Annotated in this window: 20 protein-coding genes; 8 read left to right on the forward strand and 12 right to left on the reverse strand. The window is 66.7% G+C overall.

Features of this window, described 5'->3' with window-relative positions; all coding sequences use genetic code 11:
• From B2K11_RS14085 to B2K11_RS14095, 3 genes are read left to right on the forward strand one after another with little or no spacing between them, the layout of a single operon-like run.
• On the forward strand, positions 1-867 hold the full coding sequence (locus tag B2K11_RS14085) for a carbohydrate ABC transporter permease (protein WP_163618974.1): 867 nt from the start codon (positions 1-3) through the stop codon (positions 865-867).
• Positions 864-3,509 (forward strand): alpha-L-rhamnosidase, encoded by a 2,646-nt coding sequence (locus tag B2K11_RS14090; protein ID WP_163618976.1) that lies wholly within the window; start codon positions 864-866, stop codon positions 3,507-3,509. Before B2K11_RS14085 ends, B2K11_RS14090 begins: the two co-directional genes overlap by 4 nt.
• Positions 3,506-5,737, forward strand: coding sequence for a glycoside hydrolase family 3 C-terminal domain-containing protein (locus tag B2K11_RS14095; protein WP_163618978.1), 2,232 nt, complete (start codon positions 3,506-3,508; stop codon positions 5,735-5,737). The genes B2K11_RS14090 and B2K11_RS14095 overlap by 4 nt, the downstream gene beginning before the upstream one ends.
• A gap of 326 nt (positions 5,738-6,063) precedes the next feature.
• On the opposite strand, the gene B2K11_RS14100 is transcribed toward B2K11_RS14095, so the two are convergent.
• Positions 6,064-6,699, reverse strand: coding sequence for a YrhK family protein (locus B2K11_RS14100; protein ID WP_163618980.1), 636 nt, complete (start codon positions 6,697-6,699; stop codon positions 6,064-6,066).
• Positions 6,700-6,856: 157 nt separating this feature from the next.
• On the opposite strand from B2K11_RS14100, the gene B2K11_RS14105 reads away from it, so the two are divergent.
• Both B2K11_RS14105 and B2K11_RS14110 read left to right on the forward strand, forming a co-directional pair.
• The gene (locus B2K11_RS14105) at positions 6,857-8,197 is read left to right on the forward strand and encodes a glutamate decarboxylase (protein ID WP_239526068.1); all 1,341 of its coding nucleotides are present in this window, start codon (positions 6,857-6,859) and stop codon (positions 8,195-8,197) included.
• A 314-nt stretch (positions 8,198-8,511) separates the two neighbouring features.
• On the forward strand, positions 8,512-9,216 hold the full coding sequence (locus B2K11_RS14110) for a YhjD/YihY/BrkB family envelope integrity protein (protein WP_163618984.1): 705 nt from the start codon (positions 8,512-8,514) through the stop codon (positions 9,214-9,216).
• Between the two features lie 237 nt (positions 9,217-9,453).
• Here B2K11_RS14110 and B2K11_RS14115 read toward each other — a convergent pair whose 3' ends face one another.
• Positions 9,454-10,245 carry a zinc permease gene (locus tag B2K11_RS14115; protein WP_163618986.1) on the reverse strand — a complete coding sequence of 264 codons (792 nt, stop codon included), beginning with the start codon at positions 10,243-10,245 and terminating at the stop codon, positions 9,454-9,456.
• 679 nt (positions 10,246-10,924) lie between these two features.
• On the opposite strand from B2K11_RS14115, the gene B2K11_RS14120 reads away from it, so the two are divergent.
• A complete protein-coding gene (locus B2K11_RS14120; RefSeq protein WP_163618988.1) occupies positions 10,925-11,728 on the forward strand; it encodes an alpha/beta hydrolase in 804 nt (267 codons plus the stop codon).
• Positions 11,729-12,113: 385 nt separating this feature from the next.
• On the opposite strand, the gene B2K11_RS14125 is transcribed toward B2K11_RS14120, so the two are convergent.
• Positions 12,114-13,184 (reverse strand): YafY family protein, encoded by a 1,071-nt coding sequence (locus B2K11_RS14125; RefSeq protein WP_204260137.1) that lies wholly within the window; start codon positions 13,182-13,184, stop codon positions 12,114-12,116.
• Here B2K11_RS14125 and B2K11_RS14130 point away from each other — a divergent pair.
• A complete protein-coding gene (locus B2K11_RS14130; protein WP_163618990.1) occupies positions 13,146-14,282 on the forward strand; it encodes an epoxide hydrolase in 1,137 nt (378 codons plus the stop codon). The two genes, B2K11_RS14125 and B2K11_RS14130, sit on opposite strands and share 39 nt — an antisense overlap.
• A 132-nt stretch (positions 14,283-14,414) precedes the next feature.
• Here B2K11_RS14130 and B2K11_RS14135 read toward each other — a convergent pair whose 3' ends face one another.
• The 7 genes from B2K11_RS14135 to B2K11_RS14165 all read right to left on the reverse strand — a co-directional run bounded on the left by B2K11_RS14135 (position 14,415) and on the right by B2K11_RS14165 (position 20,439).
• Positions 14,415-15,908: a hypothetical protein gene (locus B2K11_RS14135; protein ID WP_163618991.1), complete on the reverse strand. Its 1,494-nt coding sequence runs from the start codon at positions 15,906-15,908 to the stop codon at positions 14,415-14,417.
• Positions 15,905-16,534, reverse strand: coding sequence for an ABC transporter ATP-binding protein (locus B2K11_RS14140; RefSeq protein ID WP_163618993.1), 630 nt, complete (start codon positions 16,532-16,534; stop codon positions 15,905-15,907). The genes B2K11_RS14135 and B2K11_RS14140 overlap by 4 nt, the downstream gene beginning before the upstream one ends.
• A gap of 288 nt (positions 16,535-16,822) precedes the next feature.
• Entirely contained in the window at positions 16,823-17,305 is a 483-nt protein-coding gene (locus tag B2K11_RS14145; protein WP_163618995.1) for a cupin domain-containing protein, read from the reverse strand.
• 97 nt (positions 17,306-17,402) lie between these two features.
• Positions 17,403-17,912 (reverse strand): Rrf2 family transcriptional regulator, encoded by a 510-nt coding sequence (locus tag B2K11_RS14150; RefSeq protein WP_204260138.1) that lies wholly within the window; start codon positions 17,910-17,912, stop codon positions 17,403-17,405.
• Positions 17,913-17,950: 38 nt separating this feature from the next.
• Positions 17,951-18,454, reverse strand: coding sequence for a dihydrofolate reductase family protein (locus tag B2K11_RS14155; RefSeq protein WP_204260139.1), 504 nt, complete (start codon positions 18,452-18,454; stop codon positions 17,951-17,953).
• 85 nt (positions 18,455-18,539) lie between these two features.
• Positions 18,540-19,382: a metalloregulator ArsR/SmtB family transcription factor gene (locus B2K11_RS14160; protein WP_204260140.1), complete on the reverse strand. Its 843-nt coding sequence runs from the start codon at positions 19,380-19,382 to the stop codon at positions 18,540-18,542.
• A gap of 277 nt (positions 19,383-19,659) precedes the next feature.
• Positions 19,660-20,439 (reverse strand): CPBP family intramembrane glutamic endopeptidase, encoded by a 780-nt coding sequence (locus tag B2K11_RS14165; protein ID WP_239526069.1) that lies wholly within the window; start codon positions 20,437-20,439, stop codon positions 19,660-19,662.
• Positions 20,440-20,678: 239 nt separating this feature from the next.
• Here B2K11_RS14165 and B2K11_RS14170 point away from each other — a divergent pair, with 239 nt between their 5' ends.
• Entirely contained in the window at positions 20,679-21,239 is a 561-nt protein-coding gene (locus tag B2K11_RS14170) for a hypothetical protein (RefSeq protein WP_163618997.1), read from the forward strand.
• Positions 21,240-21,565: 326 nt separating this feature from the next.
• Here the strand turns inward: B2K11_RS14170 and B2K11_RS14175 are convergent, their stop codons facing one another.
• Positions 21,566-23,293, reverse strand: a complete 1,728-nt coding sequence (locus B2K11_RS14175; RefSeq protein ID WP_239526070.1) for an ABC transporter substrate-binding protein — start codon at positions 23,291-23,293, stop codon at positions 21,566-21,568.
• Between the two features lie 50 nt (positions 23,294-23,343).
• Positions 23,344-24,246: carbohydrate ABC transporter permease (locus B2K11_RS14180; protein WP_204260141.1), on the reverse strand; the 903-nt coding region annotated here is incomplete at its 5' end.

Here is a 24,246-nt window from a genome sequence, read left to right on the forward strand (position 1 = left end):
ATGACGACTTCAACCGTTCACCACCCCGGCCGCGTGCGACGCGCACTGGCGAAGGTGCCGATGTGGATCATCCTCGGCATCCTTCTCATCGTCGTGGTCTACCCGCTCTTCTGGATGCTGACCGGCTCGCTCAAGACCCAGGACGAGTTCCTCAACAACCCGACCTGGGCGCTCCCCGAGGACTGGACGAACTTCAGCAACTACGTCGAGGCGTGGACTGTCGGGCATCTCGCCGTCTACATCCGCAACAGCATCCTGGCCGTCTTCCCCTCGCTCTTCCTCACGATCGTGCTCGGCGTCGCCGCCGGGTTCGCGCTCGAGGTCATGGTGTGGAAGGGACGCGGTCCGGTCCTGCTGGCCTTCCTGGTCGGCATCATGATCCCGGGGCAGATGATCCTGCTCCCGCTGTTCACGATGTACTTCCGTACGGGGCTGACGGGCACGCTCTGGCCGCTGATCATCACGTACACCGCGATCGGCCTGCCGCTCACCGTCTTCATGATGGCGACGTATTTCCGGAGCGTCCCGCGCGAGATCTTCGAGGCGGCGACCCTCGACGGCGCCAGCATCTACCGCACGTTCTTCTCGATCGGCTTCCCGCTGGTGCGCAATGCCGTCTTCACGGTCGCGCTCGTGCAGTTCTTCTTCATCTGGAACGACCTGCTGATCGCCCTCACCTTCACGACGAGCGACGACCTGCGCACCATCCAGGTGGGGCTCCTCAACTTCACCGGCCAGTTCGGCCAGATCCAGTACGGGCCGACCTTCGCCGCCATCTCCATCAACGTGATCGGCACCCTCGCCATCTACCTCTTCCTCAACCAGCGTGTGATGAAGGGTCTGACGGCCGGGTCGGTGAAGGGATGACCGCGACCGACCTGCGCATCGAGCACCTCGACGATCCGCTCGGCATCGGCTCGACCGAGCCCCGCGTGAGCTGGAGAGCCACGACCAGGCAGGCCGCGTACGAGATCGAGATCTGTCACGGCAACGGCGACATCACGACATCCGGTCGGGTCGACACGACCGCGTCGCATTTCCGGTCCTGGCCGAGCCGTCCCCTCGCCTCGCGCGAGACCGCCGACGTCAGAGTCCGGCTGTGGGACGCCGACGGCGACGGGCCTACGGCGTGGAGCGAGCCGCTCCGCGTGGAGGCCGGCCTGCTCACCAGCACGGACTGGACCGCGGACTGGGTGAGCCCATCGACCGCTGCCCCGCACGACGGGGCGAGACCTGCATACCTGCTGCGGGCGGCCTTCGACGTGGTCGGCGAGGTCCGTCTCGCCCGGGTCTACGCGACGGCGCACGGCGTCTTCGATCTCGAGATGAACGGATGCCGCGTGGGCGACGACGTGCTCGCGCCCGGGTGGAGCAGCTACCGCCATCGCCTCAGGTATCGCACGCACGATGTCACGTCGCTCCTCCAGTCCGGGGCGAACGCCGTCGGCGTCTGGCTCGCCGACGGCTGGTACCGCGGGCGGCTCGGGTTCAACGGCGGCCTGTGGGACAACTACGGCACCGACGTGGCAGCACTGGTGCAGCTGGAGGTCGAGGACGACCTCGGTCGCCGCACGGTTCCGCTCACCTGGTCGTGGGCGCCTTCTCCCATCACGAGCACGGGGCTCTACGAGGGCGAGTCGCACGATGCCGGCCTCGAGATCGCGCACTGGTCGGAACCCGACTTCGACGGCGCGGGGTGGACTGCGGCCGGCATCCTCCCACCACACGCCGCGACCGGAACCCTCGAATCCCCCACCGGTCCCCCGGTCCGGGTCGTCGACGTCCTGACCCCCGCCGACATGGTGACGCGGGCCGATGGCCGCATCCTGATCGACTTCGGCCAGAACATCGCCGGCAAGGTCCGCATCGGCGTCGCCGGCTCCGGCGGCGCCCCGATCGAGATCCATCACGCCGAGGTGCTCGAGAACGGCGAACTGGCGACGCGCCCGCTGCGCAGCGCGGCATCCGTCGATGTCTACACTCCGGGAGGCGACGAGCCGTCGATCTGGACGCCGCGGTTCACGCTCCACGGCTTCCGCTACGCGGAGGTGCGAGGCCTGCCGGCCGGCGGGTCGCTCCTCTCGGCGGAAGCACTCGTGGTCCACTCCGACATGCCCCGCGCCGGCTGGTTCTCGGCGAGCGACCCGCTCCTCGACCGCTTCCACCAGAACGTCGTGTGGAGCATGCGCGACAACTTCGTCGACCTGCCCACCGACTGCCCGCAGCGTGACGAGCGGCTGGGCTGGAGCGGCGACATCCAGGCCTTCGCGCCGGTCGCGACATATCTGTACGACTCTGTCGGGGTGCTTCAGAACTGGCTGCGCGACCTCGCCGCTGAGCAGGCGGAGTTCGGCTCGGTCATGAACTTCCATCCGTGGATCGACTGCGGGTTCCCCAGCGATCCCGCCGCTGCCTGGGGCGACGCCGCGGTCATCGTGCCGTGGGCGCTGTATCGCAGCACCGGCGATGTCGGCATCCTCCGCGAGCAGTTCGCGAGCATGCGCGCGTGGGTCGAGCAGGTTCACGCCCTGACCAGGCAGACCGGGCATTGGAGCACCGGCTTCCAGCTCGGCGACTGGCTCGACCCCGCGGCACCGCCCGACCGCCCGGGCGATTCCCGCACCGATCCGCGTCTCGTGGCCACCGCCTACCACGCGCGGTCCGCGCGCCTGGCGGCCGAGGCGGCGCACCTGATCGGAGAGACGGATGCCGCAGCCGATCTCGGCCGCATGGCCGACCGTGCTGTCGCGGCGTTCCGGGACCACTATGTCTCGCCCGCCGGCCTCGTCGTCAGCGACACCGTGACCGCACTCTCGGTCGCAATCATGTTCGATCTGCTGCGGGATGACGCCCAGCGGCGGGCGGCCGGTGCTCGTCTGGCCGAACTCGTCCGCGAGGGCGACCACCGCATCCAGACCGGCTTCGTGGGCACGCCGCTCGTCTGCGACGCCCTGGCGACCACGGGTCACCCCGACACCGCGTATCACCTCCTCCTGCAGACGGAGACGCCGTCGTGGCTGTTCCCCGTGACGATGGGCGCGACGACGGTCTGGGAGCGGTGGGACAGCCTGCTCCCGGACGGCTCGGTGAATCCCGGTGAGATGACATCCTTCAACCACTACGCGCTGGGCGCCGTCGCCGACTTCCTTCACCGCGTTGTCGGTGGGCTGCAGTTGCTGGAGCCGGGCTGGTCGCGGGTGCGCGTCGCCCCTCAGCCGGGCGGCGGCCTCGAGTCGGCGTCCACGGCACACCTCTCGCCCTTCGGGTTGATCGGCGTACAGTGGCGGCGTGCCGACGGGCGCCTCTTCGTCGATGTGGACGTGCCACCGGGCGTCACTGCGGAGATCGTCCTCCCCTCGGCGCAGGCCGCGCCGATCGAGGTCGGCGAGGGCGCGCACCGGTTCGAGTGCGCCTATCGACCCGCCGACGCGGATCCGCCGCGCCCCCGCCGCTGGAACATCCATAATCCTGAGGAGCGTCTGCAGATGATCGAAGCGGGTGTGCTGTGAACGAGACCACCGCCGCAGAGCCGAGCCTCACCCTCGAGCAGGGTGCGAGCCTGCTCTCCGGCGCCGATATGGACACCACCCGCGCCCTTCCGGCCCACGGCGTCCCGCCCGTCAAACTGACGGACGGGTCCAACGGGCTGGCGATGAACCTGCCGTTCTTCGCGGGCAAGGTGGCCGCGACGTGCTATCCGACACTCTCGGCGATGGCCGCGACATGGGACCCCGACCTGGTCGCCCGCGTCGCGGAGGCGATCGCCCTCGACGCACGCGGGGCCGGCGCACAGGTGCTGCTCGGCCCGGGCATGAACATCAAGCGCTCCCCGCTCGGTGGCCGCAACTTCGAGTACTTCTCCGAGGACCCTCACCTGACCGGCCGGCTCGCGACCGCGTTCGTGCGCGGGGTGCAGCGGACGGGTATCGGCGCGTGCGTCAAGCACTTCGCTGCCAACAACCAGGAGACCGACCGCATGCGCGTGAGCGCCGACGTGGGGGCTCGGGCGCTGCGCGAGATCTACCTCCGCGCCTTCGAGCAGGTCGTGACAGAGGCCGAGCCCTGGCTCGTCATGGCGTCGTACAACCGCATCAACGGCACCTACGCCACGCAGAACAGATGGCTCCTCACCGACGTGCTGCGCGACGAGTGGGGTTTCGGCGGAGTGGTGGTTTCGGATTGGGGCGCGGTCGACGACCGTGTCGCCGCGCTGGCCGCCGGCCTCGATCTCGAGATGCCCTCGACGTCGGGCGCCTCCGACGCGCTCGTGCTCGCCGCGGTCGAGGACGGCACCCTCGACGCGACGGCGGTGCGAGCATCCGCCCAGCGCATCGTCGAGCTCTCCCGCAAGGCGGCGGCCGCTACACGTGGCGACGACCGCACTGGCGAGTCATCCACCGCCCCTCTCGACACGGCAGCGCTCGCGGAGGAAGCGGCCGAACGCGCCGCCGTCCTGCTCCGCAACGAGCGCGGTGTCCTCCCACTGCCGTCGGATGCCACAGTGGCGGTCGTTGGCGCCTTCGCCCAGACTCCTCGTTTCCAGGGCGGCGGCAGTGCCGGCGTCAACGCTGCACAGCCGCCCGCTCCCCTCGTCGCTGCGCTCACCGCCGCGCGCGGCGGTGTCGTCACGTACTCCCCCGGCTACGCGGACGATGGAGTGACGACGGATGCCGACGCACTCGCCCGAGCGAAGGCGACCGTCTCCGCGGCCGATGTCGGCATCGTCGTCGTGGGGCTGCCAGAAGCTGCCGAGAGCGAGGGCTACGACCGCACCACGCTCGCACTCCCGGACGCCCAGCTTCGCCTGCTCGAGGAGCTCGTCGACGCGGGCACGCCTCTGGTCGTGGTCTGCATCGCCGGCGGCGTCGTGGACCTCGAACCCTGGCGCGAGCAGGTCGACGCGATCATCCTCCCCGGACTGGCCGGTCAGGGAGTCTCCCAGGCGCTGGCACGCATCCTCACGGGCGCCGTCTCGCCGTCGGGGCGTCTGGCCGAAACGATCCCGCTGGCGCTGTCGGACACGCCCAGCCACCTGTCCTTCCCGGGAACCACCGAGAGCGGCGCCTACGGCGAGGACATCTTCGTCGGCTACCGGGGCTACGACGAGCTCGAACGGGACGTGGCGTTCCCCTTCGGTCACGGACTGACGTACTCCGAGTTCGCGTACTCCGACCCCGCCGTCCGCGCGACGGAGGAGGGGTGGGAGTGTTCCCTTCTCGTCCGCAACGTGGGCGCCTTCACCGCCCGCGACGTCGTCCAGCTCTACCTCGGCGCACCGCCCGCGCCCGCACGGCGTGCGCCGAGCGAGCTGATCGGATTCGCGACCGCCGAACTCGCCCCCGGAGAGTCGACCCAGGTCGTCATCCAGGTCGGGCATCGGGCCCTCGCACGCTGGGACGAGCCACGCGGATGGGTGACGGATGCCGGAACCCACGCCCTGCGCTTCGCCCGGTCATCGCGCGACGTCATCGCGTCCGTCGACGTGGAGGTCGCCGCGTCCGGGGCAGTGGACGAGCTGACGCCGGAGTCGACGCTTTCGGAGTGGCTCGACCATCCGGTCGTGGGGCCCCGGCTGCTCGCGCGCGTCCGCGAGCTCGACGCCGTGGGAAACACGATCGGACTGCTCAGTGACCCGACCGCCCGGCTGATGATCGGCGGGCTGCCCATCAAGCGCCTCGCCGTCGATGCCGGCAACGTCCTCTCATCCCACCTCCTCGACGAGGTGCGACGCGCCTAGGTGTTGTCTGGTCGCGCCGTTCGCGCTTCAAGTGGCACTGCCGGAGCATGCCCAGCGCGCGCAGGATCGGCGCGGCCTCCGCAGATACCGCAAGCAGGTCGTCAAGCAGGCAGACCTGGTCCTGGCGCTGCAGCGGCCCTCAGCATCCGCCACTTCGGCACGCCCGTGCTCGTCGAGTCCGGCTCTCCGCTGACGCTCGGCACACCACCGCTCGCTGACCCCGGGCCTGTGCCCACGCAGCCCGCCCGGCGTGCGCCGGAAGACTCCGGTTCGCGAGCCCGCTGACAGGTGAGGGCGAGACGGCCACGCTGAGCGCAACCGACCTCCTACTGCTTCTGGACCGGTGCGGTGCGTCGGCTGAGGAGGGCCGCGGTGAGGAAGCAGAGGGCGCCGAGGAAGGTTCCGAGGTTTGCCCATAGCAGGCTTGCGAGGTCGCCGGTGGCGGGGAGGACGAACGCGCCGACGGCGGAGATTCCGAAGAACACCGAGCCGAGCATGTTCAGCCAGCTACCTTGCCAGGTTCGCGACGCCGGGTCCCACAGGTGGTCGCGGTCTCGTGTGGCGATGACAGCGAAGGTGCTGGCGACGAGGAAGCAGATCGAGCCGAACGCATCCGGGCGCCACCCGCTGGCGACCTGGGTGGCCGGGTTGATCGCGGTGATCAGGGCTTCGGTGGTGCTCACGTTGAAGAAGAGTGTTCCGGCGAACTGGACGAGGGCTGCCCACCAGTCCCAGCGGTCCGCCGGGTTGGTCCCCCGCCGGGGTGGGCGGCGTCCGCTCAAGACCAATTGGATGAGGGCGGCGAGGGTGAAGAAGATGGCGCCGACGAAGAACGTCGCGTTCGTGAGGACGGGGCCAACGCCATCCGCATAGAACGGCACGGCTCCGACCGCGAAGCAGACGGAGCCGATGGCGAATCCCCACGCCTCACGACGAAGGCGAGCACTGCGACCGGGGGGCACGATCTGAGGGTAGCGTTCCACGGAACGACGCCACTTCATGGACCCAGTGACGTGAATGGTGGCGAGGTCCTATCCTGACGACATGACGACCCCCTCGCGCCGCGGCGAACCAGCTCATGCCTTCACCGGAATCAGTGACCAGAACCAGCTCAATCCGATGTTCGCGCGCGACGGGGAGGCGACCGACTTCCCGCTCAACACCCTTCCTCCGGCAGAGTGCCTCCCAGAGACGGCGTACCAGATCGTTCATGACGAGGCGATGCTGGATGGGAATTCCCGTCTCAACCTTGCGACCTTCGTCGGAACGTGGATGGATCCGCATGCGGACCGGCTGTACTCGGAGACCGCGGACAAGAACATGGTCGACAAGGACGAGTACCCGCAGACCGCGGCGATCGAGACGCGGTGCTGGAAGATGATCGCCAATCTCTGGAACGCCCCGGACGCCGAGTCGGCGATAGGGACGTCGACGATCGGGTCCTCTGAGGCGTGCATGCTCGGCGGGCTCGCACTGAAGCGGCGCTGGCAGCACGCACGCCGTGCGGCAGGGCTCTCGACCGAGAAGCCGAACCTCATTCTCTCCAGCGCGGTGCAGGTGTGTTGGGAGAAGTTCTGCAACTACTGGGACGTGGAGGCACGATATGTGCCTATCACCGACGAGCACAAATGCCTCGACGGGTTCGAGCTGGAGAAGTACGTCGATGAGAACACCATCGGCGTGGTGGCGATCATGGGCGTGACCTACACCGGGATGTATGAGCCGGTCGCAGAGATCGCGAAAGCGCTCGACCGGATCCAAAGCCAGACAGGCCTGAACGTTCCCATCCACGTCGACGGCGCCTCTGGCGGGATGGTCGCCCCGTTCCTTCAGCCGGAGCTGGAGTGGGACTTCCGCCTGGAACGGGTCGCTTCCATCAGCACCTCCGCGCATAAGTACGGGCTGGTGTATCCAGGGCTGGGGTGGGTTGTCTGGCGCACCGTCCAGGACCTCCCCGAGGACCTGGTCTTCGATGTCACCTACCTCGGCGGCCACATGCCAAGCTTCGCGTTGAACTTCTCCCGGCCGGGAGCGCAAGTGCTCTTGCAGTACTACCTGTTCCTACGGCTCGGCTGGGACGGTTATCACAAGGTGCAGAAGGCCTCCCAGGACGTCGCTGTCTACCTCGCCGGCGAGATCGCGAAGATGCCCGCGTTCGACCTCTGGAACGACGGAACCGACATCCCCGTATTCGCATGGCAACTGAGCCCCGGCTACACCGACAAGTGGAACCTCTACCATCTGTCCGAGCGGCTGCGCTTGAAGGGGTGGCTTATCCCGGCATACCCGATGCCTGACAACCTCACCGACCTGGTCGTGCAACGAATCGTGGTGCGCAACGGGCTGAGCCGCAACCTCGCCGAGAGCCTGATTCTCGACATCCGCGACGCCGTCGCCTACCTCGACGCGCTCGAATCACCCATGCCCACCGAAGGGCTCGTCTCCACCTTCACCCACTAGTCCCTGATCACGCCGCCCGCCGCTCCCATTCCGCGATGCGTGTGCAGCGCCCCGCCACCGGCCCGGACGTGAAGAGCCCTCCGCGAAGGCGGCCGCCCTACACCGGGCCCGAAGCTGGTGGAACCAGTCCGCGAAGAGGCCGGTGTTAGCCTCAGCACGGGCGGGCGCCGTCTTCCTCGATCGATCTTCCGAGGTGCTCCATGTCACGTTGGACTGTGAATCGCCTGGTGCGGTTGGCCGCAAGATCGGCTTCGGGGCAGTTCCTACTGCGGGTTGCTCGCGACCTCGGCAACCTGCAACTCGTTGATCGCGGGATGACCCTCGCCGCCCATGTATTCACGTCGATCCTGCCGCTACTGATCGTCGCCGGCGCGATACGGTCTCGATTGGACCCTGGAAGTGGTCCCATCCTGGCCGAGCACATGGGACTGGATGCGGCGACTGCCGACATTCTGGAGAAGTCGCTGCCCGGCGGGGTGCAGGAGTTGCGGGCGACCGGTGTGATCGGCGCGGTGCTGCTCATCATCGCCGCGACCTCGTTCGCCCGCGCCCTGGAACGCAGCCTTCACACGATCTGGGGCACACCGACCATCAGCATCAAGTTCGCGTGGAGGTGGCTGGCTGCGGTTGTCTGCGTGATCGTCGGGCTGGGGTTCATACTCGCCACACGCATCTTCGTGCGCGGCGACGGCCCGGTATCCGTCGTCGCGTTCTTCGCCGAAGTCATATTGTGGACGGCCGTGTGGTGGCTGACCTCCTGGATCGTCATCAACCGGTTGGTGGGCCTCCGGCAACTGCTGCCCGGTGCCCTGCTCGCCGGCATCGGGTTCGCCCTGGCGGGCCTGGTCGCACGAGTGGTGCTGCCGCCCCTCCTCGCCGACTCGGCGACGCGATTCGGCGTGCTGGGCATGGCGTTCACCTACATCGGCTGGCTCTTGGTTCTGGCGTTCATCCTGCTCGTCGGGGCAGCGGTCGGTCGCGTGATCTACCTCACCTACATGCGGCGAGCCCCGCGATGAGTTGGTGCGCCTCTGCGCCTAGATCGATGACTATGACAACGAGGGACATCGAATCCAGCACTGGACAAACGCGGACCGAACCCCGAGCCGGTCGATCTGGCTTCGTGTGCTGGGCATCCTGGGGGCTCAATCTTCCGCGGGATCACGCGGAATTCGATTGCCAGATCCGGGCGCTTGCGGAACTCGTTCCCGTTCCATCCGCGTCGTCCGGGGGCACCATGTAAGCAGCAACATCGGTCACGCGAGTGAGAGCACGAAGGACAACACGAACCCGGCAGCCGTGCTGAGCGCGACCGCGGGCCCACCGTGCTCGAACGCCTCGGGCATCAGTGTGTCAGCGAGCGAGGCGATCACCGCTCCGGCGGCGAAGGCGAGCGGCAGGGAGACCACCGCAGGGTCGCTGCCGGAGAGGAAGACCGCGCCCGCCACCACCGCGACCGTCAGTAGCGCGGCGCACGCCGTCCACAGAAGGATCACCTGCGCCGCTGAGCGACCTTGCTCTCGCATCGACGCCGCACCGACCAAGGCCTCGGGGAAGTTGGAGACGAAGATGGCAGCCAGCAAGGCGATACCGCCAGTGCCCTCGGTGAGTGCGATGCCCAGCGCCAGGTTCTCGGGCACACCATCGAGCGTCACAGCCGCCAGCAGCGCGAGCCCCGCCGTCCCACGCGTGGTCGCGGCGGTAGCTGGTTGATCAGCCGCCGCGGCGTCCGTATCGAGCTTCGCACTTCCCCGGTACTCATCGGCCGGCTTGGATCGCGAGCCGGGCTGCGCCCACCTGTCCAGGAGTGCGCTCAGGCCGGTGAAGACTAGCGCGCCAACGAACAGCCCGATCGCTGCCAACCAGATGCCGCCTCGCTCGTACGAGTCCTCGAACAGTTCGAAGCTCAAAGCAGTGATCAGGGCGCCTGCCGCGAACGCCAGCAGCATCGCAAGCAGCCGCTTCGGAAGTTCGAACCGGACGCCGACGGCCGCGCCGATTATCAATGCGCTCGACGCAACGGCCCCGAACAGGAGAGTCATCCACACGCGTAGTCCTCCACAGCCTCCCGCAGTTCGGTCCCGCCGACGCCTGCTGCGCGCGTCCCGTTTGCGGGGGCCGAACGGTCATCAGTCGGGTCATCCATGACGCGGACGCTAGCGACCGCCCCGCGGTCGAGTGAGCCCATGGCGCTACCCGGGCTGACGTGGTACCGCGGGCGCGCGTCCAGGCCGACAGAGACCCGATGTGGACGTTCGGCCCGGGCTGGGGACAACGGCTGATGCCGGCGAGCTGCGCGCGGCGGGAGCAGTGCGGGTCTTCAATAGCGCTCGACAGATCGAGGACAGCCCACCTCGGCGGGTGGGGCTGCGCGCCCCAACGAATGTGGGCGAAACGTGGGCATGAGCCCAAAAAAATTGGCACTTATCAGGGGGTTTTACGGCGGAGACGGACGGATTTGAACCCGGTCTGCACGGGTATCCTCCTGTGCGCTGGACGACGTTCGCGTTGATTCGACTCGGTCTACGATCGTGCTCGACCACGTTCGGAGATACTCGGAGTCGTTCAACGGGAGGCAATCGAGACGCACACCATGCGTCGCGCTGAACCCCTGGTCGAGGCGTGAGCAACTCGACGCTCACACTCGCTAGCGGCGGCCTACGCTTGCCCTTCCAGGCTCAAAATGGGTATCGCTTCCAGGCGAGGGCGAAGGCGTACCCTCGGAATATGCCCGAGGTCGTGGTCGGCGCGGTGCGCATCGCCTACCGGCGGCGCGGGCGCGGGGCGCCACTGGTTCTCTTTCACGGAGCATTCGAAGACGCTCGGGTCTGGGATGAGGAATTCGAGCGACTCAGCCCGCACATCGACGTGATCGCGTGGGATGCACCCGGGTGCGGTGCATCCGAGGATGTACCCAACGGGTGGGTCGACGCGGATTGGGCCGGCGCAGCATCTGGGTTCATCACGGCCCTGGGACTACGGGGCCCCGCAGTCGCGGGCTTCTCGCTCGGATCGATCATCGCGCTACTCCTCGCCCGGGACCATCCCCCCTCGGTGGGTCGGCTGGTTCTCGTCGGCGCGTACGCGGGCTGGGGCGGATCCCTCGCCCCCGACGCGCTTGCAGAGCGCATCGCGGCGGTGCGGTTCACGATGGAGCACCCGGCCGAAGACTGGGCGGACGAGTTCCTCGACTCCGTATTCGCACCCGATGCCGACCCGGAGCGTCGCGCCCATGCCCGCCGTCTCCTCGACGACTGGCGACCGGCCACGACGGCGGCCCTGCTGCCCGTGATGGCGCAAGATCTCCGTCCGGGTCTGTCTGCAATCCGAACGCCGACCGTCGTCGTGCGTGGCACCGGCGACGCGCGCAGTCCTCGCAGCGCGTCACTGGAGTTGTGCGCACTTCTTCCGCAGGCCAGCCTGGTGGAGATCGCCGGGGCCGGGCACGACTGCACCGGACCAGAGCTCGACGCTCTACTGGTCGCCGCCTCGCGCGAGGCGCGTGCCCACGCCGAGCCGCCCACCCGGTGATCAGGTCCAACCAACCAGAATCGGCGCCGCGCAGAGCGTAGGTGGATACTCACCGACCGAGCAGATCGCGGGTCATGTGAGCTCCCTGCACCCTCTGCCCGGGCACTTTGCTCACTGTGAACGCGATCGGCCCGCTGAAGGATCCTCATACGAACCGCCTGCGCGGGTACCGCCGGCCGCCGGCGGCGATCGCGCCAGGGATCAACCGCGAGTGAGACCAACGCGTCGTGACGGAACTAGCCCGAGTCGTCGTCGACGATGAATCCTTTGACGTGGTCAGAAATGGCAGCTCGACTCACCTCACCTGGGTGAGCGGCCCTAACGCGGGCTACGTGGTCAGTTCCGCGATACGTGCGGTCCTGTCTGAGATCGATCCGCGTACCGGCTACCTGGCCGAATGACCGTCATTGCCGGCTGCGCGGCTGAATCTCGTTGCCAGGCGCTCAAAGGCCACCTTCAGCTCGTCGCCCTCGACGACCTCGATGTCGGCGCCGAGCTGCGCCATCCGCAGCGCGAGGGCGTCGGGGTCATCCGAACCGAGCTCGACTCGAGATGTGGAGTCATCGACCGGTTCGACGTCGACCGGGATGCCGAGCGCAGCGGCGACCCTGGCGGCGGGGATGTGGACCAAGACCCGTGCGCGGTACTTCCAGCTCGCCTGGACGATGCGTCTGACGACGTGGTGGACGAGATCGTCCTCCGCGATCATGCGCGGACGGAATCGCGCCCCCGTCGGCTGGTGCGGAACGATGCGATCGACGCGGAAGACTCGCCAGTCCTCACGGTCGAGGTCCCATGCGAACAGATACCAGACGGGGCCCCAGCTCACGAGCCGTTGCGGCTCGGTGTGGCGCGCCCCTACACCGCCGTCGTGCCTGGTGTAGCCGAACCGAAGCCGTTCATGGCCGCGGATGGCCGAGGCCACCGCGTTCAGCACCGAGAGATCGGGTCGCGGTTCGGTTCCCGGAACGACGCTGGTCGACTCCCGTATCGCATCGACGCGCCGTCGCAGGCGTGCGGGCATCACCTGCTCGAGTTTCGCGAGGGCGGTGAGCGAAGTCTCTTCGACGCCGAGCCTCCAGGTCGCGACCGCACCCAGTCCGACCGCGACGGCGACAGCCTCATCATCGTCGAGCAACAGCGGCGGCATGGCTGTGCCGGCGGCCAGCCGATAGCCGCCGGCGACGCCGGGCCGAGCATCAACGGGGTAGCCGAGCGATCGCAGCTTTCCGATGTCGGAACGTACCGTTCGGGTGCTCACTTCGAGCCGGGTGGCGAGCTCTGAACTCGTCCAGTCACGTTTGAGCTGTAGCAGCGACAGCAATTCGAGCAGGCGGGCCGATGTCTCCAGCATGTCCTCGATCATTCCGGAGATTGCGGAAGCTATCCTGCCGCATCGCTTGGAATGGTCGATGGCATGAACACGTCCACGGCGCTCACGCCGTTCCGCATCCACATCTCGCAGGCTCACCTCGACGACCTACGCGACCGACTCGCCCGCACGCGCTGGCCTATCCCCTCGCCAGACCGAAATGACTCCCGGGACTTCAGCCGCGGCATCCCCCTGTCGTATCTTCAGGAGCTCGCCGGCTATTGGCATGATGGCTTCGACTGGCGTGCGCAAGAGACGAAGCTCAACCAGTACGAGCAGTTCACTACTGTCGTCGACGGCCAGATGATCCATGTCGTGCACGTACGATCAGCGAACCGGGCCGCCACTCCGCTGCTGCTGAACCACGGCTGGCCGGGTTCGTTCGTCGAGTACCAGCGGCTGATCCCGCTGCTGACCGACGAGTTCCATGTGGTCATCCCCTCGCCGCCCGGGTTCGGCTTCTCCACTCCGCTGTCGTCGGGCGGATGGGAACTGGCACGGACGACGGATGCCTACGCCGAGGTCATGACACGGCTCGGCTACGAGCGATACGCGGTGCATGGCACCGACATCGGTTCCGGCATCGCGGGCCGCCTCGCGGCTCTGTACCCGGAGCGAGTGATCGGCACGCACCTCGGCTTCGACCGCGCCGTGCTCGGCTTGGTCGGTGTCATCTTCCCCGCGCCCGAAGGCCTGACAGGCGACGAGGCCCACCAGCTCGCGACGCTGCAGGCCGTCAGCGCGGCCGAACGCGGCTATCTCGAGATGCACAACCACCGACCCGACACGATCGGACCGGCGCTCACCGATTCACCGGCCGGCCTGCTCGCGTGGATCGGCGAGAAGTTCAAGACCAGGACCAGCGACGGCTACCAAGCGCCGGTCGTCGACCGCGACCAGCTGCTCACCACGATCAGCCTCTACTGGTTCACGCGAAGCGGTGCCTCGAGCGCCCAGTTCTACTACGAGTCCGAACATTCCGAACTGGCGTTCGCCTTCGCCCCGGGCGTGCCGTCAGCATGGGTGGCGTTCGACACCCACCCCCTCATCCGCCGCACAATGGACCCCTGGAACGCCGTCGACCGCTGGACCGACCACGTCGAGGGCGGCCACTTCCCCGCGATGGAGGAGCCTCAGCTGCTCGCGGACGACATCCGAGGCTTCTTCCACGGCATGTCCTGACTCCTCGAGAGGGCCGGCGGGCTGCACTCGCCGGCCCAATCGGCGCGGTACGTCGTCACCAACAGGTGTACGCAAATGGGTCCTGCTGCGCGCGCCTTTTCGGTGTCCACAGGGCTCGGCGCTTCGGTGGGGCTATCCGCGCCGACGCCATCGGTGGACAGCGACTGCGAGCATCGCGCTTGTGATGCCAACGAGCAGTATTGGAGTTTGGAGGATGAGCGTCGCGGATACCCCAGCTATCGCCGCCACGAGCACTGCGTCGATGGCCCAGATGAGTCGAATCGCCGCCCCCAGGTCGCCCATTGGGGTTGGGATGGGTGCGAGGAGGGCGGGTTGGAGTGGGCCCTTAAGGGCGTTACTGACTCTTGCGACCAGGTTGAGGAGTGCGAGAGTCAAAGCGCTCAGAAGCGGTGGGACGACTGCGATTCCCGTGACGGCCGCGCATACCGAGACGGCGGTTACTAGGACGATCGCGGTCATGGTCAGCGGAAAAAGCAGGTGGTTCGTCAATAGGTGCGCGTCGCTGATCCCGTACAGCGGGAGGTCCGATGCGACGTAGGCGGCGTGGCGCAACCCGTCGGTGAGGGGTCCGAGTCCCGTGAACAGAAGTACGCCTGCCACGGCCCCGAGAAGAAGGCTGGGTGTTGTGGGCGCGAAAGTAAGCACGATCAGTGCACCTGCGCCGGTGAGGGCAAGGATGCCGGCGAGCAAGCGGCCCGGTGTGCGCGTCGCTCCGACGGCGTCGCGGATGAAGAACGTCACGGATAGCCGATTCATCGGTCGAACGGCGCGAAGACGGCGGCCTCGGTGTGGTCTTCCCTGGTAGATCGCGGCGGCGGTGCCGAAGTCCATGCCGGCGGCGTGAATCGTGGCGGAATCCCAACGCGCCGCCTGCGCTGCGAGTTCTGCGTGACTGAGTCGGTTCATCAGCGTCGGGAGCGAGGCGGCGAGTGCGATGGCGAGCGCGCATGCCGCGGCGGTGGCGGACATTGAACCGATACCTGGGTAAGCGAGGGCGACCCATCCCCAGGGGGTGAACGGTCGTGTACTGGGGAGTGTCGCGGTGGCTGCGCCGAGTGTCACCGAGCCAAGGGCCAGTGGCATGGCGGCGCGGGAAAAGGCTTGGCCGACGAGCCAGAAGGCGGTTGAGATGATTCCGACTGCCGCTCCGACCGCGGTGAACGCCAGCGCATGAAGCGGCTCAGCCAGGCCACGGCTTGCAAGACTGCTCGCAACGAGGCCCGCCGCGATCGTCGTCGACGCCGTCACCACGGCGCCGGCGCGCAGTACCGGGCCGGCGAATGTGTCCGATCGGGGCAGGTCGGTTGTGGCCAGCGCATGGGTGAGGAACGGGGGAAGCAGGGCGGGGCCACGTTCGCGACCCACCAGCAGTGCCCCCACCCAAACACACACCACAACGAGCGCGGTCACTGCCGGCGCCGCAGGGGACGCGAACAGGGCAGCGCCTTCCGTGCTGAACGCGCTCGACCACACGGCGCGCGCAACGGGCGCCGCGACCACAAGCGTGACCATGAAAAACATGTAAACCACGTAGCCGCGGTCGCCGACGGTGCGAGCGCCACGTGCGCGCCATACGCGAATCGCAGCTTCCGAGCGTGCGCTCATGCCGCGGCACCCAGCCAGACGGTCTGTCCGCCCACCCCGTCCGCAAGTGCTGAGCTGTGCGTGGCAAGCACCAGGGTTACGCCCCGCTCGCGGCGAGCGCGCAAGACGCGGGCCACCGACTCAACATGCTCAGGATCCAGCCGTTGCTCCGGTTCATCGAGGATCAACACTTCAAAAGGGCGGGCAAGGGTCATCGCGAGACCAAACAACTGCGTCTGACCAGACGAGAGCTCATGCGGGAACCGCTCACTCAGCCCGCTGAGCCCAAGCTCCGCCAGCACGTCACGTGCGTTCGCGACCGCCGTCCCCGGTGCGCGCGCCCAACTAGTAGCGACCAGCAGGACATGGTCATAGAGGGTGAGGTCAGGGGCCATCGGTGGCAGCCCGATCATCGCCGCGACCCGTCGCCGGAACTCAACATCCCGCTCAGCCACGTCAGCACCCCCGATGCGTACCAGCCCCGCCGTCGGTTTCCGGACACCGGCAAGCACCCGCAAGAAGGTCGATTTCCCTGCCCCGTTCCGACCTCGCACGATCAGAGCATCACCCCGCCGCGCCCTCACGGAGACGGCAGCGAGAAGCGTCACGTCACCCGTCGTCACGCAGACGTCGTCCATCTCGATCATGAATCCACTCTCCCAGAGACCGCAGACCCGCAACTCGACAAGACCGCCGCGTGGGGTCCGCGAGCGCGCAACGCACGAAAGCTCCCCGGACGGGCTATCGACCCTATTGGACACCCCCGGCGGGCGGCCGGCGGCAGGGACGTGGTCGATCCACGGGTGCTGGCATTTGGTGCCTGGGCTGCAGGCGACCATAGTCTCCGTCGCTGCTGACAACCCGTCGCACGCGCATCATCGTGCGAGGACATGGGCGCGGCCGACCGCCGCATGGGGCGGTCACACCTGCCGCGGTCAGTCGCGAGCGCGCCAGACCGGGCTGTCCACGTAGTGGTTGTCGAAGCGGTCGGAGGTCGCCTGCAATTCGGGCAGCGTGATCTCGCCGAGGTGGAGCTGTTGCAGCATCCTGTAGTAGGCGAAGCGCTCCTGGCCGGGGGTGTATATCGCAAGCAAGTCGGCGGTGCTGCCGGTGGTCGGCGCGAAGGCATGGGCGGTACCCGAGTCGATGAAGACGAGGTCGCCCGCGGTCAGGGTGTGCACCTCGTCGTCGATGAGCACGTCGAGTGAGCCGTCGATGACGAAGATGGTCTCGGTGGCGTGCTCGTGCCGATGCGCCGGTGCTCCGGGCGAGCCGAGGGCGAGGTGCGCGCGGTTGATGGTTGTCGCGCCAGCGGTGTGCTCTCCGTCGGCGAGCAGCGTGATGGTGCTCGTTGGGCCGTCTGCGAGCGTCTCCGCCGTTGCGGCTCGCACGATCGTGTGGCTGGTTGCGGTGTGCATTCGGTACTGCCTTTCATTCGGTTATCTGGATATCAAATGTCTAGAATTATGAGACACGAGTGGCGTCGCGGCGGCGACTGCTCTGACGCCTGGTACCTCAGCGCCGGGCGAGCCGCCGGCCATCGGCGCGGGCCGTGAGGAACCAGGCCCGCGTGGCGCCTGGAGTTTGCGGGTACTTCGCCTCGACCTCGCGCCGGATGTCCGCGAGCGAGCTGCTCGCGAGCTCGCGCCGCCAGGCGAGCTCGGCGCGTGACATCGCCTGCGAGAGCACGCAGGTCAGGGCGTAGTCGACGGATGCGTCGCCGCCGGGGCCGTCGGCGAGCAGGTGCTCGCAAGCGAACGCCGCGACACGCCCCTCGATCGCCACGACGATGTCGAGCAGGCTCAGCTGCTCGGGGTCTCGGTCGAGGCGGAAGCCTCCGCGCGGCCCGGGCGTCGACGAGAGGATGCCGGCACGGGTCAGCGCCTGCAGCTGCTTGTTGAGATAAGCCTGCGGCAGGTCGTAGTACGCCGCGAGCTCTGCCGTCGTCTTCGCCTCGCCGCCCTCGATCCAACTGAGGTTGAGGCACGTGTGCAACGCCCACTCGACGCCCTTGCTCAGTTCCATGATCTAGACACTACATGTCCAGAATGCATGGAGGTCCATCAGCGACTCGTGTCATAGGTCAGCGCTACGACGCCTTCGCCCTGCGTCACGCTCGTGAGTGTCCAGGTGGACGCCGGAGCCTCGCCGTTGAAGAGACGCTTTCCGCCGCCGAGGATCTTCGGGAAAACGGTCATTGAGAGCCGGTCGAGGGCATCCGCGGCGAGGAGCGCCTTGATCACACTTGCACTGGCGAACACGACGATGTCGCCACCCGGTTCCTGCTTCAGTCGTTTGACGACGTCGGCGGCGGGCTCGTCGAAGACTCTCGCATTGGGCCAGGGCGCGGAGTGAAGCGAGTGGGAGAGCACCACCTTCTCCGTGTCGCGCATCCATGCTCCGTACCCACGGTCCCTCGGGTCCGCGTTCTCGTCGTCAGCGACTGTCGGCCAGTAGCTGAAGAAGCCTTCCGCGTTCGTGCGTCCGAGCAGTGCGGTCGTGGCGTTCTGCCAGAGTCCGGTGAGGTGGTCGCGGCGACGTCGCTGACCGCGTAGGGCATGAGCCACGACATGTCCGACGGGCCTCCGGGACCTTCGTAGAACCCATCCAGGCTCACGGCGATGTTCGCGACGACGCGACGGTCGGTGGTGGTCATTTCGGTTCCCCTTCATTGATGATCGCTGCAAGCTGCGAGACGAGTCGGTCGAGGCATTGGTCCCAACTGAGCTCGATACCGGCGATGAACTCCGCGGACGGCGCGGAGGTGTCCGTGATGCGGAGGCGCATCTCGAAATCCGTTCCGGCCTCGGTCGCCCCGAGGAGCCAGACATAGTGGGCCGTGAAAGCGGTGCTTCCGTCGGCGAGCAGCGGGGAGAGAACGAAGGTCAGGCGGGCTTGGGGATCGACCTGCTCGATGGCACCGATCGCGTGCCCAATCACGCCGTCCTTGCCGCTCCGATCGTCAGCGTCGACGTAGGTCTGGTTGATCGGCTGACCGGGCTGGGGGCCGAACTCCAGGTGCGCCAGTCGGAGATCTGCGGGTGCCCACCACTGGGAGAGAAGTTCCGGCTCGCTGAGGTATCGCCAGACGGTGGCGGTGGAAGCTGGGAGAGTCCGTCGGAAGACGTAGTCGCGCTCGTCGGGCCAGCGGCCGTGTTCAGCGGCCACGGTTTCCGCCTCGACGGCCGATGCGTACCTATCGAAGAGCGCCCTGCCGTCGGCTGCGACCTCCGCCAGGCGCGTGATTTCGGAACCCAATGCCAGCATGGCCTCGGGCTCGAGCGCATAGATGCGTCGCTGCCCGCTCCGACGAGAGACCGCGAGTCCCGCTCGCTCCAGGGTTTGCAGGTGCTTACTCGCCTGCGGTTGCCGCAGCCCCGTCAGTTCGGCGATGACGCCGACCGAGCGGGGGCGGTCCGCGAGGAGACGGACGATTCGCCATCGTGCCGTGTCGGAGAGTGCTGTCAGCCATTCGAGCATGATGAAAGTATTCACCGTCGCGAATATTCCTGTCAATGACTATTGTTGGCGTTTCAGCTGCGGGCTTAGGAGGTCGCGGGCTCCGAACAGAGTCGATCTCCAGGCCGTCAACGAATCGATACGCGAACGCGAGTGCTCCACCAGATCCACGCCACGCCCGCCGGTCGGGTCCGCGATCGAGCGTGTGCTTAGGACCGAACGAGTCGTCAGTGATGGCCCGATCACGGGTCGTTCAACGCGCCTCGTGGGGTGCTTGGCGGCCTAGCGGGGTGCGGTTCGTCGTCCGTCGGTCCTACCGTCGAACGCTCGTCGTGGCGGTAGTCAGTGCGATCGGTTTCTCGTCGGTGCCCTTGATGACCCAGTAAACAACAGCGACAGCAAGAAGGCCGATGACTGGCGTGAGGAAAGTCGCCCAGGCGGGGCCGAGCGGGGCGAAGCCGACCGAGAACGCGGACACGTCCCAGATGCCGTGCAGCGCCATCGCCCAGATGAGTGAGCCCGTGACCCGTCGCACGATGTAGAAGCACGTGCCCGACATCGCGGCGATGAGTACTTGTCCGAGTGTGCTCGCGAGGGGGGCGCCGAGGGCGGCATTGATCAAATGCATGGCGCCGAAGAGAAGCGAGGTGAGCAGCCACACCCAAACTTCGGACAGCTGTGAGCGGAACGCCGTCAGCAGGAGACCTCGTGACAGCAGTTCTTCGCAGAACCCGACGGCGATCCCGAGAGCGAGGAGGGACAGAATGAACGATGCGTCGAACTTGGACCAGTCGGTATTGGAAAGGTTCAGGATGGCAACGACGAGCATGATCGCGGGGACGAAGATCGGCCACCTGTGATGCGAACGCTTTCGCTCGAAGAGCGCGGGCTTCCACCAGCCCAACAGCCATGTGGTGATGGCAAGTAGTACGGCGCCGACCGCGAGGTCGAGGACCGCTCCACGCCAGGTGAACTCGGCGGACTTCCCGATGTCTGTGTATGCCACTCCGCTGAGTCTTGAGACGACGTAGATGACCAAGACGTAACCAACGTAGATCGTCAAGCCGATCCAGACGCGGGGAGTGACGCGCATGCGCTGCTGCCTTTCGGTGATGTGAAGGTCCTGCGAAGTACGGTGTGAGACGGCGACCGCGATGGGCGTGCAGCTCGGCGAGATAACCCGAATCATCAACACTACGGCGGCAGCGGAGTCATAGCAGCGAGAGCACAATGCTGGCCCGAGCGGTCAACGCGTAACGGTTGGGACTAATTGCAGCATCCGATGATCGGTCGACCTGCGCACGCGTTGGGTCGTGTCGCTAGCCTGAGCGCGTGTTGATACTTCTCGACGAGGTGGTGCGCACGGATTACGGCCAGTTCACGATTCTCCAGGGTGCTGACGGCTTCGACGGGGATGCCAACCGGTTCTTCGCCGGCCAGACAAACGGTTGGGTGGGCGCCGCTGTTCCCGGGGTGGTCCATGTAGTGCTTGCCCGACGATCGGGCGGCTCGGCCGTAAGCATTGAACTGCACCAGGATGAGCCTGACCTGGACAAGGCGGAAGACATCGTCGAAGTCTCACTGGAAGTGAGCGAAGGCGGCCTGTCCTGGGAGACGTGGGCCGGCGAGTCGAGCGGCACACTCGACGTTCCTTCGGGCACATATCGGGTTCGCGTCAGCGCGAGTGGCAGGGACGCCGGTCAGGCCGGCGAGTTCGCCGAGGGCATCGTCGACTGGTACACGATCCAGCTCTGGCACGCGCCCCCAGCCGACGACAGGATCGTCCGGGTCGGAAGTCAGGATGCCGCGTACTGGCACGCCGAATTGGGGCGGCCGCCGCGGAGCCCAGTTGCAGCCCGGCGCTCGCGCGGCACGCGGTCCGTAGTGGCGTGACACTGGTCCCGGTCGCCGGCAACGCTCTGACCTGGGCTTTTTTGCGGAGACGGAGGGATTTGAACCCCGCCTCTTGGCTTGCGTCAAGGTCCAGTGAAGTGCGTTGGCGTTGATTCGACGCAGTTGGAGGCGACGTGGGACTACGTGCAACGAGGCTCGGGGCTGTTCAGTTGTTCGCAGATTCTTCGCACACGAGATCATGATCCTCCGTGCCCGGCGGGCAACCCGGACGGCGGGATGGAACCGGCTTGCGAGGCTACTCGGGTCCCGCATGACGGGAGGGCCCGAGCCGCAGCCCGAGCCCTCCACATGTGGACTGACGGATACTACTGGAAGGCTTCCACGACGGCGATTCGCGCGTCGTTCTGCTCCTTCGCATTCGCCAGGTCTACCTCGAGAACCTTCTCGTAACCAAGCCCGTTCGCCGTGTTCTGCATCTCAGTCAGTAGCGACTCGAACTGTGCGTCGTTCTCGGCGTAGACCAACTGCCACGAGTACTGGACGACGATCTCCTTGATCTGGTTCCGCAGAGTCTCGATCTGCGAGTCGTCCGCCGGTGCCGCGTAGCCGGCGCCCGCGCCGACGAGCAGCTGGTCGTTCGTCTTGAGATAGTCCATGGTGCTGGTCGCACCGCCCATCTGAGCCGACCAGTCATCAACAACCGGATTCGCGAGGAGCTCCTGGTAGCTCGGCCAGAACTTGTAGCTGTATGGCAAGCCGGTCGTCGGATCGATATCGGCGGGGAGGACCGAGGTGGTGTTGAGCGCCGACGCGCCCGCAACGTACTTGCCACCACCCCATTCCGCGGGCACGTCGGCGTCGCCCTCGAGGAACACCTGCTGCCCGATGTCGGTAAGGGTGGGTCCGTCGTCGGCGAGGTCCCAGGTCAGCCCCTGAGGCCCCGTGGCACCGGACACCTGGTTGGCGCCACTGTAGGCGCCTTCAGGCGAGTACAGCCAGTCGAGGAAGGCCGCGACCCGCTCCGGGTCCTCGGCCTTGGAGCCGATGGCGAAAACCTGGGTGGCACCATACGCTTCGGCGCCGTACGAGAAGATCTGCTGGTCTGCTAGCGGCGCCATCATGAACCCCTTGCCGGCCGCAAGATTCGCCTCTGTGTTGTACGCCGCCTGGCCGAGCCACGGCCACCACGACAACAGCACCTGGCCGTTCTGGTACTTCGAGTACATCGTGTCGTAGTTTTGCGTCGTTGAGTCTGGGTCGACCAGGCCGAGCTGGTTCGCCTCGTAGTAGAAGCGGAGCGCACGCACATACTGCGAATCCGAGTCGAGGATGCTTTGGTAGTCCGAACCGTCGGCCTTGGCCAGCACGAAGCCGAGTTCGTCGTAGCCGTAGAGACACGCGGGCTGCTTGCCCATCACCATCATGTTGCCGTCCCAGTCCTTGAACAGAGACAGTGCGTAGGCGGGCTGACCGTTGTCGGCCGTGGGATGGGCCGCCTGCATGTCGGCGAGCACGGGGAGCAGGTCCTCGAGCGTGCCGATCTCGGGGTAGCCGAGCTCTTTGTAATAGTCCCAGCGCAGGAATGGACCGAACGTGGGGTCGAGACCCTCCGACGGTTCCCACGGTTTGATCGACGAGACCTGCGTAGGCAGGGCGTACATCCCGTCGTTTTCTTCGCTCAGGTGCTGCACCGCGGGATCGAAGCGATTGAGATTCTCCATCGCCGGATAGAACGACGCCGCATCGAGCACGAGTCCGCCCTGAATGAGCTCGTCCAGCCGATTGCCCTTGTCGGTGACGATCAGGTCGCCCAGGTCGCCCGCCGAGACGCGTGTGTTGAAAAGCGTGTCACCACCGCCCGCGACGTTCGGGGCAATGATGTTCAGCTTCATGTTGAACTTGTCCTTGACGATCTTGGCGAACCAGCCCTCCTGCATCCCCATGTAATTGGAGAGGCTCGAGAACACGTCGATCGTGATCTCGTTGTCCCAGGCCTGGGGAAACTCGGAGATGGTTTCACGCTGAGCGTCCGCAGATGCCGTGCATGAGGTGAGAGCGCCGGCAGCAAGCATTGCGGCCGCGGCGACCGCCATCGCTTTTCGAAGCTTCATTGCTTTCCTTTCTTGGTGGTGCGTGGCCGCCGTCAACCCTTGACGGCGCCCAGCATGATGCCCTTCACGAAGAAGCGCTGGAACAGGGGGTAGATGAAGATGATCGGCAGCACGACCAGCACCGAGACGGTCATGCGTATCGAGGTCGGCGTCTGCTGGGTCGCCACCCCGGCTATCTGCCCGAGATTGCCGCCGGCGTTCTGCGCCGCCTGGGCGAGACTCGACGCCTGATTGATGAACATGTAGAGCAGGTACTGCAGCGTGTACAGACTCTGGTCGGTGATGTAGATCAGGGTGTCCTGGAAGCTGTTCCACTGCGTGACCGCGCTGAAGATCGCGATGGTCGCCAGGATCGGCGTCATGTTCGGCAGGTACACGCGGAAGAACACCTGCAGGATGTTGGCGCCGTCGACCTCGGCGGCCTCCTGCAGCTCTCGCGGCATCGACTCGACGTAGGTCTTCGCGAGGATGACGTTGAACGGCTGCACCACGAACGGCAACACGTACACCCAGAAGTTGTTGGTCAGCCCCAGCGTCTTCATGATGATGAACACCGGGATCAGGCCCGCGCTGAAGTACATCGTGATGATGAGGAAGCGGTACCAGAACTTGCGGCCCCACATGCGGGTCTGCGTGAACATGAACCCGAGGAACGCGGAGGCCAGCACGGTCAGCACCGTGCCGATCACGGTGCGCCCGACGCTGACCACAGCCGCCATCGGCAGCCCGGGCAGCTGGAACACCTGGCCATAGTTCGACAGGTGGAACCCGACCGGCCACAGGCGCACGTCACCCAGCGCCGAGACGTCGTTGGCGCTGACCGAGTTGATGATCAGGTAGTAGAACGGGTAGGCGCAGATGAGCGCGAACAGCAGGAACAGCGTGTAGTTCCCGATGCGAAACAGGATGTCGCCGACCGAGGCGCGATAGCGCGC

Source organism: Microbacterium sp. B35-30 (assembly GCF_010634855.1).
In the GTDB taxonomy this organism is placed as follows: Bacteria; Actinomycetota; Actinomycetes; order Actinomycetales; family Microbacteriaceae; genus Microbacterium.